Annotated in this window: 18 protein-coding genes; 14 read left to right on the forward strand and 4 right to left on the reverse strand. The window is 38.7% G+C overall.

What is annotated here, in order from left to right; translation table 11 throughout:
* Nucleotides 1–219: 219 nt before the first annotated feature.
* From NSQ77_RS17625 to NSQ77_RS17645, 5 genes are all read left to right on the forward strand, one after another.
* Nucleotides 220–1,614, forward strand: a complete 1,395-nt coding sequence (locus NSQ77_RS17625) for a sigma 54-interacting transcriptional regulator (protein ID WP_339227375.1) — start codon at nt 220–222, stop codon at nt 1,612–1,614.
* A 191-nt stretch (nt 1,615–1,805) separates the two neighbouring features.
* Nucleotides 1,806–2,501, forward strand: a complete 696-nt coding sequence (locus NSQ77_RS17630; protein ID WP_339227376.1) for a CoA transferase subunit A — start codon at nt 1,806–1,808, stop codon at nt 2,499–2,501.
* 24 nt (nt 2,502–2,525) lie between these two features.
* Nucleotides 2,526–3,200: a 3-oxoacid CoA-transferase subunit B gene (locus NSQ77_RS17635; RefSeq protein WP_339227377.1), complete on the forward strand. Its 675-nt coding sequence runs from the start codon at nt 2,526–2,528 to the stop codon at nt 3,198–3,200.
* Nucleotides 3,201–3,218: 18 nt separating this feature from the next.
* Entirely contained in the window at nt 3,219–3,995 is a 777-nt protein-coding gene (locus NSQ77_RS17640; RefSeq protein ID WP_339227379.1) for a 3-hydroxybutyrate dehydrogenase, read from the forward strand.
* A gap of 353 nt (nt 3,996–4,348) precedes the next feature.
* Nucleotides 4,349–5,632, forward strand: a complete 1,284-nt coding sequence (locus tag NSQ77_RS17645) for a GntP family permease (protein WP_339227381.1) — start codon at nt 4,349–4,351, stop codon at nt 5,630–5,632.
* A gap of 58 nt (nt 5,633–5,690) precedes the next feature.
* Here NSQ77_RS17645 and NSQ77_RS17650 read toward each other — a convergent pair whose 3' ends face one another.
* Entirely contained in the window at nt 5,691–6,239 is a 549-nt protein-coding gene (locus tag NSQ77_RS17650) for a shikimate kinase (protein WP_339227382.1), read from the reverse strand.
* A gap of 72 nt (nt 6,240–6,311) precedes the next feature.
* Nucleotides 6,312–6,710, reverse strand: coding sequence for a reverse transcriptase-like protein (locus NSQ77_RS17655; RefSeq protein ID WP_339227383.1), 399 nt, complete (start codon nt 6,708–6,710; stop codon nt 6,312–6,314).
* A gap of 209 nt (nt 6,711–6,919) precedes the next feature.
* Here NSQ77_RS17655 and NSQ77_RS17660 point away from each other — a divergent pair, with 209 nt between their 5' ends.
* From NSQ77_RS17660 to NSQ77_RS17700, 9 genes are all read left to right on the forward strand, one after another.
* On the forward strand, nt 6,920–7,948 hold the full coding sequence (locus NSQ77_RS17660) for an ABC transporter ATP-binding protein (RefSeq protein ID WP_339227384.1): 1,029 nt from the start codon (nt 6,920–6,922) through the stop codon (nt 7,946–7,948).
* Nucleotides 7,911–8,927: a dipeptide ABC transporter ATP-binding protein gene (locus NSQ77_RS17665; RefSeq protein ID WP_339227385.1), complete on the forward strand. Its 1,017-nt coding sequence runs from the start codon at nt 7,911–7,913 to the stop codon at nt 8,925–8,927. The genes NSQ77_RS17660 and NSQ77_RS17665 overlap by 38 nt, the downstream gene beginning before the upstream one ends.
* A gap of 159 nt (nt 8,928–9,086) precedes the next feature.
* Nucleotides 9,087–10,775, forward strand: coding sequence for an ABC transporter substrate-binding protein (locus tag NSQ77_RS17670; protein WP_339227386.1), 1,689 nt, complete (start codon nt 9,087–9,089; stop codon nt 10,773–10,775).
* A gap of 178 nt (nt 10,776–10,953) precedes the next feature.
* Nucleotides 10,954–11,955 carry an ABC transporter permease gene (locus tag NSQ77_RS17675; RefSeq protein ID WP_339227387.1) on the forward strand — a complete coding sequence of 334 codons (1,002 nt, stop codon included), beginning with the start codon at nt 10,954–10,956 and terminating at the stop codon, nt 11,953–11,955.
* An 18-nt stretch (nt 11,956–11,973) separates the two neighbouring features.
* Nucleotides 11,974–12,900 carry a nickel transporter permease gene (gene nikC / locus NSQ77_RS17680; RefSeq protein WP_339231064.1) on the forward strand — a complete coding sequence of 309 codons (927 nt, stop codon included), beginning with the start codon at nt 11,974–11,976 and terminating at the stop codon, nt 12,898–12,900.
* Between the two features lie 82 nt (nt 12,901–12,982).
* Nucleotides 12,983–14,857: a DUF2207 domain-containing protein gene (locus tag NSQ77_RS17685; protein WP_339227388.1), complete on the forward strand. Its 1,875-nt coding sequence runs from the start codon at nt 12,983–12,985 to the stop codon at nt 14,855–14,857.
* Between the two features lie 151 nt (nt 14,858–15,008).
* Nucleotides 15,009–15,941: a fumarylacetoacetate hydrolase family protein gene (locus NSQ77_RS17690; protein ID WP_339227389.1), complete on the forward strand. Its 933-nt coding sequence runs from the start codon at nt 15,009–15,011 to the stop codon at nt 15,939–15,941.
* A gap of 215 nt (nt 15,942–16,156) precedes the next feature.
* The gene (locus tag NSQ77_RS17695) at nt 16,157–17,068 is read left to right on the forward strand and encodes a chemotaxis protein (RefSeq protein WP_339227390.1); all 912 of its coding nucleotides are present in this window, start codon (nt 16,157–16,159) and stop codon (nt 17,066–17,068) included.
* A gap of 108 nt (nt 17,069–17,176) precedes the next feature.
* The gene (locus NSQ77_RS17700) at nt 17,177–17,512 is read left to right on the forward strand and encodes a n-acetylglutamate synthase (protein WP_339227391.1); all 336 of its coding nucleotides are present in this window, start codon (nt 17,177–17,179) and stop codon (nt 17,510–17,512) included.
* A gap of 113 nt (nt 17,513–17,625) precedes the next feature.
* Here NSQ77_RS17700 and NSQ77_RS17705 read toward each other — a convergent pair whose 3' ends face one another.
* The gene (locus NSQ77_RS17705) at nt 17,626–18,426 is read right to left on the reverse strand and encodes an alpha/beta hydrolase (protein ID WP_339231067.1); all 801 of its coding nucleotides are present in this window, start codon (nt 18,424–18,426) and stop codon (nt 17,626–17,628) included.
* 146 nt (nt 18,427–18,572) lie between these two features.
* Nucleotides 18,573–19,439 (reverse strand): YitT family protein, encoded by an 867-nt coding sequence (locus tag NSQ77_RS17710; protein WP_339227392.1) that lies wholly within the window; start codon nt 19,437–19,439, stop codon nt 18,573–18,575.
* Nucleotides 19,440–19,579: the final 140 nt, after the last annotated feature.

Genomic DNA, 19,579 nt, shown 5'->3' on the forward strand with positions numbered 1-19,579 from the left:
GAAAGCAAACGTTGGACGTGGGTATAATTTTAAAGGAACGTGCCCACATGAAACTAAAGGTTATATTCATGGCAGATACATCCAGCGTGGAATTTGGTATGATAAGAGAGTAACAACCTTTAAGCCTTAACAATTGTTAAGCTTAAATGGATAGTCCAGCTTTATGAAAGCGTTGCACTAAATGAGATTCAGCAAGAGTCATAGGATAGGGGAGAGCAGATGCTGTTACATAATGCATATAGAGAGGAAATCATCGAAGCTGTTTTTGAGAAAACGAATTTTTGCTTTGTTGTAGTTGACGAACATGGATTAGTAACTTATCTTAATGAAAACTATTGCAGATTTATCGAGGTTCAATTAAAAGATGTACTTGGCAAGCATGTTACAGAGGTAATTGAAAATACAAGAATGCATATTGTTGCGCAAACAGGCAAGGAAGAAATTGCAGATCTGCAGTATATTAAAGGAAATCATATGATTGCCAATCGGATACCAATCTTCTCTGAAGGACGTATCGTTGGCGCAGTTGGAACCGTGCTTTACAGAGATACGAAGGAATGGATGAAAATGAATGCGCATATTAAAGATTTGCTGCTGCAGATTGAAAACTACCGGAAAAAATTAAGCAATCAAAATGGTGCTGCTTACGCATTGCACGATATTGTTGCCAGTTCGATTAAAATGGAAAAAATTAAAGAAAAAATTAAAAAGGTTTCTTCGAGGGATGTTTCTGTTCTATTAAAGGGAGAAAGCGGAACGGGCAAGGAAATGTTTGCGCATAGTGTCCATCATTTAAGTGAGCGTAGTACAAAACCGTTTATAAAAATAAACTGTGCAGCAATACCCGAGGAATTGCTTGAATCCGAATTATTTGGTTATGCTGGTGGTGCGTTTACAGGGGCAAAAAAAGATGGGAAACTAGGCAAGTTTCAATTGGCTGATGGTGGGACATTGTTTTTGGATGAAATTGGTGATATGTCGTTAAATGCACAAGTTAAAATTCTTCGTGTTCTGCAGGAAGGAGAAGTGGAGGTGCTTGGTTCAGAAACGACACAAAAAGTGGATGTGCGAATTATCGCAGCAACAAATCAAAATTTAGAGCAGTTAATTGAAGAAAATCGCTTTCGAGCGGATTTATTTTACCGTATCAATGTCGTTCCAATTGAAATACCTCCATTGCGGGAAAGACCGGAGGATATCCGCGTTCTTGCTAAATTTATGCTTGATAAAATTACAAAGCGCATAGGTAAAAGGGTACACGGAATTCAAACGGAAGTGATGGACTTTTTTCAAGCGTATGATTGGCCCGGAAATGTTAGGCAGTTAGAAAATGTTATTGAATCTACTGTATATTTAACAAATACAGATATGATTAAACTAGATGATTTACCAGATCAATTAAAATCCGATATATTTTTAACAGGGAAAGGTACCGGCTTAAAAGAGATTGTGGCTGCAGCAGAAAAGCAAGCAATCGATCAAGCCTTAGACAAAGCAAACGGCGATAAAGTTAAGGCTGCAGCATTATTAAGAATTGGTAAATCTAGTTTTTATGAAAAGCTAAAAAAATACAATTATAAACATTCCGGAAATCTGGAATATAATCCAAAATGATGGAAAGATATCTAAAACAATCAAAAGAAAGGGCTTATCTTGAAAAGGCCACCTGTTTTAAACCTTGTTTTCCGAAAGTCTGGAACAAGGTTTTTTGATGTCTGTTTGATTTGGCGACACCTCGCGTTTTTATCTATTTTAATTGTTGGCACTAAATTTGCAAGGAGATTGTGGAAAGGGGAGTAAGCATGATGAAAACCATTTACACATCTTTTGCAGCAGCAGTAGAATCCATTAAAGACGGATCAACAATTATGGTTGGTGGCTTTGGGTTGGCAGGAATACCTGAGAATCTGCTTCTTGCGTTAGTAGATTCAGGGGTGAAGCATTTGACCGTAATATCAAATAACTGTGGTGTTGATGATTGGGGACTTGGACTGCTGTTAAAAAATAAGCAAATCGATAAGATGATAGGTTCATATGTAGGTGAAAACAAAGAATTTGAGAGGCAGGTTCTAGAAGGTTCTCTGGAGTTGGAATTAACACCTCAAGGTACACTCGCTGAGCGAATTCGTGCAGGCGGTGCAGGAATTCCAGCGTTTTACACACCAGCTGGGGTTGGAACTCCGATTGCAGAAGGTGGAGAAGTTCGCATATTTAATAACAAAGAATATTTACTGCAAACGGCATTAAAGGCAGATTTCAGTTTAGTTCGTGCAGCTGTTGGGGACCGTTATGGCAATCTTATTTACAATAAGACAGCACGTAACTTTAATCCAATGATGGCCGCTGCAGGGAATGTAACGATTGCAGAGGTAGAGCATTTACTGGAAACAGGAGCAATTGAACCAGATCATGTTCACACTCCAGGAATCTATGTGCAAGGTCTAATTGAAGGAGCACAAGAGAAACGAATTGAGCGTTTAACTACACGGCAAGAAGCTTAAAGGAATAGTAGGAGGTAATAATAGATGTTAAACCAATTGAATAAGGCATTAGTGCGAGAACGAATAGCAAAAAGAGCTGAGAAAGAAATTGTAAGCGGTTCCTATGTTAATTTAGGAATTGGGATGCCAACAATGGTCGCAAATTATATTCAAGACGGAAAGCAGGTTGTTCTGCAGTCAGAAAATGGATTGCTCGGAATTGGAAAATCACCATTAAAAGAAGAGGTTGATCCTGATTTAATTAATGCAGGTAAAGAAACCATAACAGCTCAAGAAGGTGCATCGTATTTCAGTAATGCGGAATCTTTTGCAATGATTCGAGGAGAACATTTGGATCTGGCTATTCTTGGTGGAATGGAAGTATCTGAAACTGGTGATTTAGCAAATTGGATGATTCCAGGGAAGATGATTAAAGGTATGGGTGGGGCGATGGATATCGTGCACGGGGCCAAGAAAATCGTTATAATTATGGATCATGTGAATAAGCATGGTGAATCGAAAATTTTAAAAAAATGCAGCCTGCCTTTAACCGGAGAACGAGTTGTAAATCGAATTATTACAGATCGTGCGGTTATCGAAGTGGAGGAAACAGGTCTTGTACTGTTAGAGGTAGCAGAAGGATGGACAGTTGAAGAAGTCGCAGCATGTACAGAGGCAGAGCTTAGAATTAGTAAGTTTTTACAAATAGGAACGTATTAATGAAGGGAGATTTTTTTCATGGTTGAAAACAAAGTGGTTTTTATAACTGGGGCAGCAAGCGGAATTGGATATGAAATTGGTGTGGAGTTTGCAAAGAATGGTGCAAAAGTTGCTTTATCGGATATAAATGCTGAAAAAGTAGAAGAGGTTTCGGAAAGCTTAAATAAGGAAGGCTACGATTGTATTGGACTGAAATGTGATGTTACCAATGAGGAAGAACTGCAGCAAGCACTGAACCAAACAGTTGAAAAATACGGCAGACTAGATGTGCTCATTAATAATGCTGGTTTGCAGTATGTAGCATCCATTGAAGATTTTCCCACTGAAAAGTTTGAGTTTATGACAAAGGTGATGCTTGTTGCTCCATTTATGGCAACAAAACATATTTTTCCGTTAATGAAAATGCAAGGATTCGGACGGATCATTAATATGGCTTCAATTAATGGGGTAATTGGTTTTGCAGGTAAGGCAGCATATAACAGTGCAAAGCATGGGCTTATTGGTTTAACAAAAGTGGCGGCATTAGAAGGAGCAGCAAGTGGGATTACCGTAAACGCCATGTGCCCTGGCTATGTGGATACCCCGCTTGTTCGAGGGCAATTTGAGGACTTAGCAAAAAATCGGAATATCCCGGTTGAAAAAGTATTGGAAGAGGTTTTATACCCATTGGTACCACAGAAGCGCCTTTTAGCTGTTCAGGAAATTGCAGATTATGTATTATTTTTAGCTAGTGATAAAGCAAAAGGAGTTACGGGTCAAGCGATTGTATTGGATGGAGGCTATACAGCGCAGTAATAAAAAAGAGGGTGAAGAGAAAAGGATGGGATCGGACAGGATCCAGCGATTCAGCAAGCGTTTAAGAAACCTGATTTAACATTAGATGAAATAGAATTAATTGAAGTAAAGGATGCTTTTGCACCACAATAATTAGCGGTAAAAAAGACGTTGGTATTAATTCGTGTTAAAGGAAATAAAAATGGGGAGCAATTGCATTGGGCCAAGCGGCACGGCGGGGGCGCACTCCCTTGCAAAAGAATTTAATAGGAAAAACATGAAATTGATTCACTTTGTATTGGCGGGAGTCAAGGTAATACCTTGATTATTGAAGCTATGCAGTAAAAGATGTATTAAATAAAAGGAGGGGTATGATGTTAGGTATACTTTTAGGGCTTGTTGTTTTAATGGTGCTTGCATACATGGGCTGGTCAATTATTTGGATTGCACCGATCGCAGCAGGGGTAGTTGCAATTACAGGGGGATTGGATTTATTAGATGCATACACGAACACATATATGAGTGGGTTTGTAAACTTTGCAAAGCTCTGGTTCCCTGTATTCATGCTCGGTGCGATTTTTGGGAAGTTGATGGAAGATACTGGAATGGCAAAGTCTGTGGCAATTGCATTAACAAAAGTAATTGGTACAAAACGAGCTATATTAGGCGTGCTCGTCTCCTGCGCGGTCTTAACTTATGGAGGGGTAAGTTTATTTGTTGTTGTGTTTGCAGTCTACCCGTTAGCACTAACATTGTTCAAAGAAGCAAATATTAGCAGACGGCTTATTCCGGGAACAGTTGCTTTAGGATCCTTTACGTTTACGATGACAGCAATCCCTGGTACTCCGCAAATTCAAAACTTAATTCCAACTCCATATTTTGAAACGAATGCAATGGCAGCACCAATCATGGGAATTACTGCAGCGATTATTATGGCTGTTGGCGGCTATTTCTATATGCGTTGGAGAGAGAGACAGCTTTATGCAAAAGGGGAATTTTATACAGAACCAAAAGATAATAAGATTGTGAATGTAGAGGGAGATACACCACATTTTATTTTATCCATTTTGCCATTAATAACCGTAGTTGTTACATTGAATATTTTGGAATGGGATATAGTAGTTGCCTTATTGTCTGGAATTATTTTGCTACTGATTTTAAATATCACGAAATTCAAAGGCTTCGTGAAAGCAATTAATAATGGTGCGGTAGGTTCTGTCACTGCGATTATTAACACGAGTGCTGCTGTTGGATTCGGTACAGTTGTTCAGGCTGTTCCGGGGTTTGAACGCCTTACATCACTATTGATGGGAATTAAGGGAAATCCACTTATTTCAGAAGCGGTTGCTGTAAATATCCTTGCTGGTGCCACCGGATCGGCATCAGGGGGGATGGGAATTGCCTTAGAAGCATTAGGATCGAGATATTATGATATTGCAATCAATTCGGGAATTGACCCAGAGGCATTTCATCGAATTGCTTCCCTATCATCTGGTGGACTTGATGCAATGCCACATAATGGTGCTGTGTTAACATTGCTTACGATTACAGGGATGACGCATAAAGATAGTTATAAGGATATATTTATTGTTGCTGTCGTTATTCCAATTCTAGCAATTGTTGTAGCGATTTTATTAGCATCAGTTGGTATCTACTAAATAAAATAAAATGAAAAAAAGACAAGGCAAGCAATTCTTGCTCCTTGTCTTTTAATTATTAATTCGGTTCATAAATATCCCAAGCAGTTTTCAATGACGCAGTAATATAGTCTGCAACTTCCTCTACCGGTAAATCGTCTGTCACAACTCTTGAATGGTGTTCTTTATAAATCGGTTGTCTGTTTTCAAATAATTCTTTGATTTGCTCGATGTTTTTCCCTTGTAGAACAGGTCTACTATCAATCAGCAGACTTATGCGCTCTTTCCATGACTCCCATGATAAATCAAGGAAAAAGATAATACACTCGGATAAGCACGCTTTTCGTACTTCATCTTGTAAAAAAGCTCCGCCCCCGACAGAGATGATTTTTAACTTTTGTTTACAGGAATCGATAATTAATTCTTTTTCTGTTTGTCGAAAAATGCTCTCTCCATATTCTTTAAAAATATCAGAAGGTGGCATATTAAATTTCTTTTCAATTTCTTCATCAATATCGATAAAATCACGATATAATTTCTTTGCAACAGCTTTGCCAATCGTTGTTTTTCCTACTCCCATAAAACCAATAAGCACAATGCTCTGTTCCCGCAGCGGCACATCCTTCATTTGTATCCCCCTATTATAAGCTATATAGTCTTCGTAACATAAACATTTGGAAATTAGAATTCAAAATGATGCTTAAGCTTGCTCGTTCAACCGAATTGCTTTTCTTGCTAAACGATCTGCATGACCGTTCTGTTTTTCTGGAATCCATTTGATAAAAAAGTAAGGAAATCCTTGTGACGCCTCTCTTATTCTATCAAGCAGAGGTAGAAAGGTTTTATTTTTGGTAAAGTCCTTCTCAATTACATCGACAACTACTTTCGAATCAGATCGAAAGGAAACAATTTCATTTGGAAAGGATTGCTGGCATATTTCTAGCGCTTTAATAATCGCGTGGAATTCAGCCTCGTGATTGGATAAATACCCTAATGGAAATGTATATTCATAAGCGTTGCTGCCGTATTTTATATAAATCCCAGCACCACTTAATCCAGGATTTCCACTTGCTGCACCATCTGTATATACTTCTATCACCTATGTAACACTCCTATTTTAAATGCTGCAATCTATTTCATTAAGTATAAAACATCTCATAATTTATGTGAATTGTTTTTCTTAATTTGTTTTGTTCCGAAAAATATAAAAATTTATTATTATTTATCTCTTGCAATATTAATAAATATTCAGTATATTATAAGAACATAATAGAGTCCGTTTAACTGATAGCTGAAGGGGGATGCCGTTTGTCAGAAATTGTATTGGAGATAAAGAACTTAAGCACCCACTTTTTCACAGACAGTGGTGAAATACCAGCAGTTGATCAAGTAAGTTTGCATGTACATAAAGGAGAAGTCGTTGGAATTGTAGGCGAGTCAGGCTGTGGAAAAAGTGTCACCTCCTTATCCATCATGCAGCTCGTTCCCAATCCTCCTGGGAAAATAGTCAACGGAGAAATTAATTTTAAAGGTGAAAACCTTACGTTTGCCTCCGAAAAACGAATGAAGAAATTGCGTGGCAATGAAATATCCATGATATTTCAAGAACCAATGACTTCATTAAATCCACTCTTTACCATTGGAAATCAAATGAGGGAAGTCTTTCGATTTCATCAGAGAATAGGTAAAAAAGAAGCAAGAGGAAAATCGATTTCTATGTTAAAGCAAGTTGGTATTCCACGAGCGGAATCAATTATTAATGATTATCCGCATCATCTTTCAGGTGGAATGCGACAACGAGTTATGATTGCCATGGCGATGTCATGCAATCCGGAGCTTCTAATTGCAGATGAGCCAACGACAGCTCTCGATGTAACGATTCAAGCACAAATTTTAGATTTAATGCGGAAATTAAATGAAGAAAAAGATACTGCTATTCTATTGATTACACATGACTTAGGTGTTGTAGCAGATATTTGTGACCGGGTCGTCGTAATGTACGCTGGACAAGTTGTTGAAGAAGGATCAAAGCGTGAGATTTTAAAAGACCCAAAACATCCTTATTCACAAGGACTGATTCGTTCCTTGCCAAGAATACATGAACGGGAACAAAAATTATATTCCATTCCTGGGACTGTACCAAAGCCGAAGCTAGATCGGGCTGGCTGCCGTTTTGCTCCAAGGTGTGAATTTGCATTTGATCGCTGTTTTCATGAAAATCCTGATCTGTACATTGTAGGTGAGGGCAGACAGAGCCGCTGTTTCCTTTATGACGAACAAAAAGGAGGAATGGCAAACGATGTCTCAACAATTACGGAAGCCATTATTGGAGATTGATGGTTTGAAGAAGTATTTCCCAATTAAAGGAGGTCCGCTCGGGCGAACAGTTGGTGAGGTAAAAGCAGTAGACGATGTAAGCTTTACCGTATTTGAAGGTGAGATATTAGGAATTGTAGGAGAATCAGGCTGTGGGAAGTCAACAACGGGTAAGGCGATCCTTCGTTTAATCGAACCGACTGCTGGAGAAGTAAAATTTGATGATCATGACATTACTCATATCCATGCCGAGGAAATGCGCAAGCTGCGGCGAGATATGCAAATTATTTTCCAGGACCCGTATGCCTCACTGAATCCAAGACATACCGTAGAAAAAATAATTGGTGAACCTTTATTAATTCATGGGATGAAAAATGTCAAAGAGCGAACAAGCCGTGTAAAGGAGCTTTTGGAGGTTGTTGGTTTAAGTGCTTATCATGCATCGAGATACCCACATCAATTTAGTGGCGGACAAAGACAGCGGATTGGAATCGCTAGAGCACTGGCAAATAATCCGAAATTAATCATTTGTGATGAACCAGTATCAGCTTTAGATGTTTCGGTACAAGCTCAGATTTTGAACTTGATGGAAGCCTTACGGGAAGAATTTAATCTCACATATATTTTTATTGCTCATGATTTAAGCGTTGTTAAGCATATTAGTGATCGTGTTGGCGTGATGTATTTAGGGAGAATGGTAGAGCTGACAAGTAAAGATAAATTGTATGATGAAGCAAAACATCCGTATACACAAGCTCTTTTATCTGCGGTACCTGATCCAGATCCCGATATAAAAAAAGAGCGGGTGATTTTAAAGGGAGATGTGCCAAGTCCAGCTGATCCACCAGCAGGATGTGCATTTCATACGAGATGCCCAATGGCAATGGATGTTTGCAAATCTGTACGACCAGCATTTTTACCTGTAGAGGATAATCATTTTGTTGCTTGCCATCTTTATGATGGACAGCAGCAAAATTTATCACGCATTAACGGGCTGTAATATCACCGCTTCTAAGCGTAAGAAAATATAAAAACGTGAAGGGCGGGGAGTGAAAATCCTGTTTCTGTTCATCTAATATTCGATGTGGTTCGAAGCGAACCCCGCTGAATGAAGTATTTCTTTATTACATTATCAACGAAATAAAGAGGGGGAACATGTATGAAGTTGAAAAACAGAGTTCTTTTGTTTCTGCTGCTGGTATTTCTATTGGTCATTGCAGCATGCAGTGGTGATGGCGGTGCAAATACCGATACATCAGATGGTGAAGGTGATGCGGGAAATGAAGCAGCAAATGATGGTGGGGATCCAGCGGCTGACGCAGAAGCAGCAGGAGATCAGGTATTAGTTTTTGCTCGAGGTGGAGATTCGGAAAGCCTTGATCCAGGCAGCACCACGGATGGTGAATCTTCTCGTGTGACACAGCAAGTGTTAGAAGGGTTATTAGAGTTTGATAAAGATTCCTTTGAGCTTACGCCAGGCTTAGCACATGATTGGGAAGTTTCTGATGATGGACTGATCTACACATTTTATCTGGAAGAAGGGGTTACTTTCCACGATGGTTCGGAATTTAATGCTGAAGCTGTAAAAATAAACTTTGAGCGCTGGGCTAATCCGGAACATGAATATGCTTTTGCAGATGAAGGCTATGTCTATTCCATGTATGGAACGATGTTTGGCGGATTTGCTGGTGATGAAGGTCATGTAATTGAAGAGATAAATGTTATAAATGATCACGAAATTGAATTTATTTTAAATCAGCCATTAGGATTTTTCTTACAGAATCTTGGGATGAGCTATTTTGCAATTACTTCTCCTGCAGCTTTGGAGGAACATGGTGCAGCAATTAATGAAAATCCGGTAGGAACAGGTCCGTTTAAGTTTGTGAACTGGAGCAAGGATGATTCTATCGTTCTGGATAAATTTGAAGATTATCGAATTGATGGATTACCAAAGCTTGATCGTGTTATTTTCGAAGTTATTCCAGATAATGCAGCCCGATTAATTGCATTGCGGTCTGGTGAGATAGACATTATGGATGGGTTAAATCCAGATGATGCTGCTAGTGTAGAGGCTGATGAGGGATTAGAACTGCTGACACGCTCTGAAAATAACTTTGGATATGTAGGATTCAACACACAAAAGGAACCTTTTGATCAAGTGGAGGTGCGTCAGGCAATCAATTATGCAATTGATAAGCAGGCAATTGCTGATGCTTTATATGCAGGCTATGCAACAACTGCGAAGAATCCTTTGCCACCAGGATATCTAGGGTATAACGATGAGGTTGAAGCATATGCGTATGATCCAGATAAGGCGAAAGAGTTATTAGCAGAAGCAGGTTTTGAAGATGGATTGGATATTGAACTTTGGACGATGCCGGTAGCAAGACCATATATGCCAGATCCAGAAACGGTATCACAAATAGTGCAAAATAATTTAGCCGATGTTGGCATCAAGGCAAACATTGTGCGTGAAGAATGGGCGCCCTATTTAGAGAAGACTTTGCAGGGAGAACATGAGTTGTTTATCCTTGGATGGTCTGGTACAAACGGTGACCCGGATTACTTCTTAAGTAGTCTATTGCACGGTTCCAATGTTGGAAGCAGTAATCGAAACTTCTATCAGAATGATGAAGTAGATGAGTTGCTGGATCGTGCAAAACGTGCTATCGATCAGGATGAGCGTGCAGACCTATATGCACAGGCGCAAGCATTGATTTCAGAAGATTCGCCAATGGTAACATTAGTTCACTCCACACCTGTAATGGCAACAACAAAAAATGTAGTAAATTATGTGCCGCATCCATCGACAAGTGAATCGCTGAAAGAAGTTGAATTAAGTAACTAAAGATTACAAGTGGAATATCCTGGATAACGAATTGCGGGGCTGAGGAAATTATCGCCAGGATAGAGCTATTCAGGTTTGGACCTTTATAACTTACCACCAATAAAAAGAGGCAGCAGCATCACGCTGTGGCCTCTTTTTAGCAATATGGAACTGAAGAGATTAGAATAGGAGTGAAAAAATGTTTTCCTATATTCTACGACGTCTATTAATGCTTATTCCCGTATTGATTGGTATGACATTGATTACTTTTTCGATTGTTCATCTCATTCCAGGAAACCCTGCACAGGTTATTTTAGGGGAAACTGCTACTGCAAATGCAATTGCAGAATTAGAAAAAAGCATGGGCTTAAATGAGCCTTATTTTGTTCAATATGGCCATTACTTAATGGATCTCGTACAAGGGGATTTGGGAACTTCTTTACGATCAAAAGCAGAAATATCCAAGGAAATATGGCCATACATAGCAGCTACCTTCGAGCTGACCATCTTTGCAATGATTTTTGCTGTTGTTGTAGGTGTGAATGCAGGAATTATTAGTGCCTGGAAACAAAACTCTTGGTTTGATCTACTGGCCATGATGGTAGCATTAATTGGCGTATCGATGCCGATTTTTTGGCTTGCATTAATGGAGCAGTGGATATTTGCCCAAGAACTAGGCTGGCTGCCTGCATATGGAAGGCAGAATAGCAGAGATCCAATCGCAGCGATAACACATTTTTATGTGCTGGATTCCTTGATTCATTTAGATTTTAGTCGTGCATTAACAATATTAAAGCATCTGATTTTGCCAAGTATTGCGCTTGGCACAATACCAATGGCGATTATTGCAAGAATGACACGATCCAGCATGCTGGAGGTGATGAAGTCCGATTATATTCGGACAGTTCGCGCTAAAGGGTCAGGGCAATTTTTAGTGATTTATAAGCATGCATTAAAAAATGCAATTATTCCTGTCTTAACGGTTATTGGTTTACAAACTGGTGTATTGCTTGGGGGTGCAATTTTAACAGAGACAATTTTTAGCTGGCCAGGTATTGGCAGGTATGTATATGAGGCGATAAGTTATCGGGATTACCCAGTTATTCAGTCGGGAATACTTGTCATCGCATTTATATTCGTCTTAATCAATTTAGCGGTAGACATTTTATATAAAAAAATTGATCCGCGGATTAAATATTAGAGGAGGCTGCAGATGAACATGGAAGAAAAAAAGAACTATTCAGAGCAGCAAATTCCTAATCCAGCTAAATCAGGGCAGCATATTGACTCAGAAGAGATTGAAGCGATATCACCATGGAAGGATACAATTAAGCGATTACAGAAAAATCGGTTTGCGATTATCGGATTTGTGGTTATTTTATTTTTTATTGTACTTGGTTTGGCCGCCCCGTTATTAACTTCCTATTCAGTGGAGGAACAGCAGCTGGTCAATCGATTACAACCTCCATCAGGGGAACACTGGCTTGGCACAGATCATTTAGGAAGAGATATTTTCACCCGTATCGCATATGGGGCCAGGGTGTCACTGCAAGTTGGCTTTTTCGCGGTAACAGGCGCTTTGATATTTGGAACTCTCCTCGGTATAATTGCTGGTTATTTCGGTCGGTGGGTTGATATGATTATTTCACGGATTTTTGATATTTTACTAGCCTTTCCAAGTATCTTATTAGCGATTGCGATTGTTGCTATTCTTGGTGCTTCCTTACAAAACGCATTAATAGCAATAGCTGTTATTAATATTCCGATTTTTGGCAGGCTTGTTCGTTCTCGTGTTATTAGTTTGCGAGAAGAAGAATATATTATGGCTGCCAAAGCACAGGGGATGAAAAACGGCAGAATTATTATGCATCATATTTTGCCTAACAGTGTCGCCCCTATTATTGTTCAAGCGACATTGGGATTCGGAACCGCAATACTTGAGGCCGCTGCACTTGGATTTCTCGGTCTTGGAGTTCAGCCGCCAACACCCGAATGGGGCCAGATGCTGGCAGACGCCCGAGACTTCATTCAGCTCGCACCTTGGACACTCCTAGCACCCGGTATTTCCATCATGTTAGTTGTGCTTGGATTTAACTTAATCGGAGACGGATTACGAGATGCGCTGGATCCGAAAATGAAGAACTGATACATTGCACAGAAGTATCAATTTTTGAAACTTTTGCATGTCCTCCATCGTATTAGTAAGATAAGAACGAGGAGGGTGTGAAATGAAGCGATTAACCTATATCGGAATTATAATGCTCTCTATTTTTGTTTTAGCAGGTTGGGAGGATGGAGAGCGCTCTTTTACTATTGATGAAGTAAATATAGATGCCCAAATCAATGAAGATGGAACAATTGATGTTCAGGAACAATTTTCGTACACATTTAATGGTTCCTTTGAGGGGGTTACGCGGTCGATTCACTCTGGTGACCAGAATTTTCAAGCATTTTTATTTGAAGATGGCGTTTTACCGGAGAAGACAAGTAATTTAGAATCGTTAAAAGTAGAAGAAGAGGATAGCACGTACCGTATTTTTACGGAATCATCGAATGAAACAAAGCATGTGCTGTATACCTATACGATAAAAGGGTCTGTCAACAAGTATCCAGACATTGCAGAGTTTAAATATGCCTTTTTTGATAATTCCAATGAAACAGATTTAAACAATGTACAAATTGTTATTCACCCGCCAAATCAAAAGATGGAAGATACGCACTTATTTTTACATGAGGATGAATCAGGAAATTTAAGCAATTCCGACAATGGCTTAGTGTATACAAATTCGCTGCTGGAAGCTGGTGAAGCGTCCATGCTTCGGTTTATCTTTCCAGCTGGCCAGTTAGCTGGTATGGAGCTCACAAAAGATTCACCGATGCTAGATAAGATTTTAGCAGAAGAAAAAGACTATACCGAACGGTTGGAAAATCTCGATGCTAATATGGGGAAAGCTGTACCAATCATTTGGGGATTAATTGGAGTGCTTATTTTAACAACACTTCTTGTATTTTTTATTCATCCATATCGCTATCGAGGGAATAAAAGTGAAGATGCATTGATGCGAATTCTTGAACAAACAGATCCCTTGTTTATAAAGTATTTGCAAAATAGTTTGCATTTGCCGCATGACAGCTTCATTGCAGGACTGTTTTCATTAAAGCAGCGTGGAATTGTCAATCTGACAGAGGTGCCTTCAGCCGTAAAAGAAGGTGATCGGACATTTCGTTTTACGTGGATAAAAGAAAATAAGACGGTTGACATGGCTGATGCATTTTTGCAATCCTGGCTATTTACAAAAAGTGATTCATCTGGGGATTACTTTTTACTGGAGGATTTGCTAGATAATAAAGACGAGGCAGATAAAGTTATAAAGGAAAAGGCAGAACAGTTTGAAGCGAATTTTAATAGGTGGGCTGTTTTGGTGGAAGGAAGAGAAGATTATCAAGGATTGCACCGTAAATGGAAAGGGTATTCCTTGCTATCGATACCACTGTTGATTATTTCGTTTATCCTTTATAATTATTTCGTTACGATTGATACAGTTAGTCAAACAGCACAGTGGGTACTGCCATTAATTGCAGGGTTATTAACAGTGGTTGCGTTGATATTTAATCGTAATAAGTGGGTAAATGTTATCTATTATTTTATTATTTTAATGATGACATTAATTGGATTTAGTTTTACATCAGCTGTAATTTTAGCTAGTGTTTTCTATTTCATTACTTTTGCGTCCTTACTGATTATTCCAGATTATTATTGGAAAAATGGAGTAAAAGAAATTAATTATGCGACTTTTAAAGGGTATTGGTTATTTATACGAAAACGTTACCCGACTGGACCTGATCCAAGTACACTAGAAAGAAGATTAGAATATGCAATTGTTTTAGGTGCGGGTGAAAAATATGGTGAGCAGTGCGGAAATGCTGAACAAGCTATGAAATGGAATAATACGTATCCATTGCTTCATAATCCAGTTCATGCAACAACTTCATTCAGCCCAAGCAATCTCATCCTGTATACTGCTGCTCTTTCTAGTACATCGAGCATGAACAGCACATCATCACCATCTTCAACTGGCGGCGGCGGTGCAGGAGCATTTTAGCAGCTAAGTAAGCTAGAAAGAGCAGAGGTTCTTTCTAGCTTTATTTATATTTGATTACTAGTTTCAACGTATCTATGGAGTTCGCTTTTGAGAGTTTAGGCTGGAAATGGTATTATCTAAATAATGACGCAATTGAAAGAGGTGCTGATAAATGAAATTAATTAGTTATAAACGTAAAGACTCAGATAATGGATGGAGAATTGGCAGCTTAGATGGAAATACTGTAATCGACTTGCAAGAAGCATATCGTAATCTACTTATTGCTAGAGGTGAAAAAGAAAACGTAGCAATGGAGTCTATTTTTCCATCGGACCCCAATCAATTTTACTCAATTGGCAACGGAATCATAAAACAAGCGAAGGACGCTTTTGATTTCGCATTGTCACATAAAAATGGCAAAACAGTACTTCAACGAGATGAAGTTATTCTAGGCCCTCCCGTACCTAATCCATCCAAGATTATCTGTGTAGGCAGAAACTATGCAGAGCATGTTGCTGAAATGAAAGGCGATTTACCAGTGAATCCAGTACTATTTGCGAAGTTTACAAATGCGTTAATTGGGCCCGAAGATGCGATTGAGAAATCAGACGCAACCGAAAAGCTTGATTATGAGGTAGAGCTTACGATTGTTATCGGAAAAGAAGCTTCTAAAGTAAGTCAGGCGGATGCACTGGATTATATTGCTGGCTATACAATTGGAAACGATACCAGTGCTCGAGATTTGCAGAAAAGAACTCCACAATGGCTGCAAGGGAAATCACTGGATCGCACGACTCCAATCGGACCTTGGGTAGTTCCAGCAGAAGAAATCAGCGATCCGTCAAACTTAACGATTAAGTCCTATGTAAACGGTGAAGAGAGACAGTCTTCAAATACAAGCAACCTGATTTTTACCATTCCGTTTCTTATTGAATTTATTTCCAATTTAGTTACATTAAAACCAGGCGATATCATCATGACTGGCACACCTGATGGAGTTGGCTTTGCGATGGAACCCCCACAATTTTTAAACGATGGGGATGTAGTTACGCTGGAAATCGAAAAAATTGGTCGAATGGAAAATAAAGTTGTTGCGGTAGATTGATTGTAAATAATTAGTAAAAAATCTCTAAGTATATCTAAGGATTTTTTCAAGATGACCTTTCATTCGTTCACGAAACTATCGAAAGGTCTTTTCTGCTTTGCTTTAGTCTTGTGTATGCTTTCCTGTCTATGAGAAGTAAAATAGGTAATTTTCATCTTAACGTTATGATTTGTTTCAAGTACGATAAGTATAATGATTTAAGAGGAGGTTTTCCGATGACACAAAAAATTGCTATTGCAATTATTCATGGTGCAGGTACTCCTAAAGAAAATTTTGCGGATGAAATGATTAAACATATCACTGACGTCTTTGCAAAAAACCTTTCCATTAACAATGCGGAACAGGAATTAGTGTTTGAGCCGGTATTCTGGTCATCCATTTTCGAATCAGAGCAAACGGAATTGTGGAAAAGATTACAGGAAAACAGCGACTTAAATTATTCAAGATTGAGACAGTTTGTGATTGAGTTTTTAGCAGATGCAATAGCCTATCAACCAACAGCATTAGGAAATCAGAATTACGATAAAGTTCATGCGCTTGTTGCGACATCTATTAATAAACTTAAAGAAAAGGCAGGAGCAAATGCGCCCCTATGTATTATCAGTCATAGTTTGGGTTCGATTATAGCAAGCAATTACTTTTATGATTTACAATTTAAACCGGAAAATATGGGGTGCGAAACAGTAAAGTGCACAAGCAACACTCCAATCGAGCAGTGTGAAACGCTAACACTCTTCTATACAATGGGGAGTCCTATGGCTTTATGGTCTTTGCGCTATATTGACTTTGGTTCTCCAATTACGGTTCCGTCCCCATTGATATCGAAATTTTATCCAAATATGCCTGGTGAGTGGTTGAACTTTTATGATAAAGATGATGTATTAGCTTTTCCATTAAAAGAAGTAAATGAAGCATACCAACACGCGGTAACGGAAGATGTTGCAGTGAATGCTGGAGGCGTGTTAACAAGCTGGAATCCATTGTCACATCTATATTATGATCGCGAAGCTGACGTAATTGAGCCAATCGTTGATGGTTTAGTGAGAACGTGGAAAGCGATTAATTTGGATAAAAGGCATAATGAAATTAAAAATGAAGCAATGATAACAAGCAATAACAAATCGTAATTTTCAATAAAAACTAGTTGAAATTACGTTATAATAATTAATTTAACTATTTTACGTATGAATTGAAAAGCAATATTATTTGAATTTGGAAAACTGGGAGTGTTATGGGTGATAAATTATGATGGCCGTCAATTTGTATCAATCGAAAACACAGTAAACGGAGAAGTATCCACCAAAACTATTTTTGAATATAAACAAGAAGATAATATACTTTCAGCAACCTATCGCGGAGGAGAAATTATAAAAGGTATATTGATCGGAATCGTAAAAGAAGATGGTTGCCTGCATTTTAAATATAATCATGTAAACACAAAAGGCTTGATAAGAGGTGGTGAATGTTACTCCACACCTGAAATTTTAACTGATGGACGAATCAGGCTGCATGAAAGCTGGAAATGGTCGGACGAAAGTGAAGGAAAATCTATTGTAGTGGAGATGGAATGACACCAATCGATAGGAGATAATCCGGATAACGTACAAACAATGCAGCAATAATATTGAAAAAAGGGGAGGGAGCCCATCGTGGTGATGCTGTTCCCTCGATGCTAATCCACAGATTATAGATTGCGAATAAATTCCTCGAGTTCATGGTTAAACTTCTCCGTTTCTTCGAGGAATAACAGATGGCTGCTGTTTTCAAAAGGAACAAGTTTAGCATGTGGAGTTCTATCCTTAATAAATTGTCCAGCTTCAATCGGAAAGAAACCAATGGTACCGAAGCAAATTAAAGCAGGAACTGTTACATTGGAGAGCGTCTTTCGATAGTCGACCGCGGTTTGGTTAAAGACGATTGTACTTGCAATGGAAGCGGGAAGCTTGTTCATTTCCTGTAGAATCCACGTAAATTCTTCTTGGGCAGGTTTTTCTTTATACATTCCATAGATAAAATTACTGTTAAACGCCTCTTGGTCTTCTTGGATTGTTTGGATGATATTGGCAATTGCCTGAAAATCAAAAGCGCCGAACTCCCAGTCTGGCCAGATGTAATCGGAAGCCGACTGATCAATAATCGCTACTCCTTTAACATTGTCTGTTCCAAATTGATTGATATAATCCCATATCACAAAAGCTCCCATTGACCAGCCAACAAGAATTACATTTTTTAATGCCAGTTTCTCCATGAAAACGTTTAAGTCCTTTGCATATTGTGCGACCGTGTGACCATGGTCTACCTTAGATGATTGACCGTGACCACGAAGGTCTAAAGCGATTGTACGGTAATTTTTACTGAAATGTTCGAGCTGCTTCCGAAAAAATTTACTGCTCATCATTACCCCGTGAATAAAAATAATGGTTTGTCCTTCGCCCTGAACCTCATAGAATAATCTTGTCTTGGAATCAATTTTTACAAATGAAATATTAATCCCTCCTGCGAATTTTTATCAATACTTGATTGTTCATCTAAAAGGTATGTTCATTTATCTCGGCAAATGTCAGTGTTGTAAATATAAAATAATGGAAGGTCCTGTAATTTAACCTGTTGTCAACCTCCCATTTTTAGTTGTCAATGTACCGTTATCTTAAAGCGTCCTCCATGAACCTCCTGTGTATCCATAATGGTAGTGAAGGCTCTTGGATCGGAATCAAACACAATTTGTTTTAGCTTAGCAACTTCAAGCCGAGTAATAATAACGTAAAGAACCTGGGTATCTGTTTCCTGATGATTATGCTGACCATATAATTTCGTTACCTTGCGCTTTAGAGACTCCTCAATTTGATTGGCAATTTCACCTGATACATCGGAGACAATCAGTGCTGCTTTTGTTTCGTTGAGAATACCTTGTCCTACAATATCAATGGTTTTCGAGGCGATGTAATAGGTAAGAATGGATAGCATTGCTTGCTCCCATCCGAGAATAAATCCAGCCCATACAAATATAAAAATATTAATGAACATGACAAACTCGCCAACGGAAAAAGGAAAACTTTTGCTGATGATTATTCCGAGTATTTCTGTCCCATCTAATGCACCAGCATTCCGGATAACAATCCCTACCCCGGCACCCAAAATCAAACCGCCAAATACGGTTGCTAATAGCGGTTCATCCGTAATTGGCTCAATATGATGCAATAGTTTCTCCGCGATTGCCAATGTAAGAATACTAAATAGGGAAGCAATTAAAAAGCCCTTGCCAAGTCTCTGATAGCCGGAAAGCAGGAAGGGAATATTGATTATCAATACCAGTATTCCGAAGCTGATACCAGTGAGGTAATTCAGCAGCAATGAAATACCAATAACCCCACCATCAATGATAGCGTTTGGTACAAGAAAGAGGTCCAGAGCTACTGCTGCAATAGAGGCACCTGCAACCAGCATAAAATAACGGCGAAGAAGGTGGGCTAGACTTTCCTTTTTTTTCGTTCGAGTCATTATAAAAAACACCCTTTTGAAATCAAATCAAATTAACGTTTTTAGATTTCCCATAAATGTATCTGGCAATATGGCTATTTTTACCAGGATAGCATGATTTTATGTATGGAGATGACTTTACTTGCTTTTCGTGGCAAAAT

Origin of the sequence: Oceanobacillus sp. FSL K6-2867 (assembly GCF_037963145.1) — a bacterium.
Classification (GTDB): Bacteria; Bacillota; Bacilli; order Bacillales; family Amphibacillaceae; genus Oceanobacillus.

Coding starts and splice junctions, on each gene's coding strand:
- NSQ77_RS17695 (WP_339227390.1), top strand. CDS start 16,157: ATGACACAAAAAATTGCTATTGCAATTATTCATGGTGCAGGTACTCCT.
- NSQ77_RS17710 (WP_339227392.1), bottom strand. CDS start 19,439: ATGACTCGAACGAAAAAAAAGGAAAGTCTAGCCCACCTTCTTCGCCGT.
- NSQ77_RS17665 (WP_339227385.1), top strand. CDS start 7,911: ATGTCTCAACAATTACGGAAGCCATTATTGGAGATTGATGGTTTGAAG.
- NSQ77_RS17625 (WP_339227375.1), top strand. CDS start 220: ATGCTGTTACATAATGCATATAGAGAGGAAATCATCGAAGCTGTTTTT.
- NSQ77_RS17690 (WP_339227389.1), top strand. CDS start 15,009: ATGAAATTAATTAGTTATAAACGTAAAGACTCAGATAATGGATGGAGA.
- nikC (WP_339231064.1), top strand. CDS start 11,974: ATGGAAGAAAAAAAGAACTATTCAGAGCAGCAAATTCCTAATCCAGCT.
- NSQ77_RS17650 (WP_339227382.1), bottom strand. CDS start 6,239: ATGAAGGATGTGCCGCTGCGGGAACAGAGCATTGTGCTTATTGGTTTT.
- NSQ77_RS17670 (WP_339227386.1), top strand. CDS start 9,087: ATGAAGTTGAAAAACAGAGTTCTTTTGTTTCTGCTGCTGGTATTTCTA.
- NSQ77_RS17675 (WP_339227387.1), top strand. CDS start 10,954: ATGTTTTCCTATATTCTACGACGTCTATTAATGCTTATTCCCGTATTG.
- NSQ77_RS17685 (WP_339227388.1), top strand. CDS start 12,983: ATGAAGCGATTAACCTATATCGGAATTATAATGCTCTCTATTTTTGTT.
- NSQ77_RS17635 (WP_339227377.1), top strand. CDS start 2,526: ATGTTAAACCAATTGAATAAGGCATTAGTGCGAGAACGAATAGCAAAA.
- NSQ77_RS17645 (WP_339227381.1), top strand. CDS start 4,349: ATGTTAGGTATACTTTTAGGGCTTGTTGTTTTAATGGTGCTTGCATAC.
- NSQ77_RS17630 (WP_339227376.1), top strand. CDS start 1,806: ATGAAAACCATTTACACATCTTTTGCAGCAGCAGTAGAATCCATTAAA.
- NSQ77_RS17640 (WP_339227379.1), top strand. CDS start 3,219: ATGGTTGAAAACAAAGTGGTTTTTATAACTGGGGCAGCAAGCGGAATT.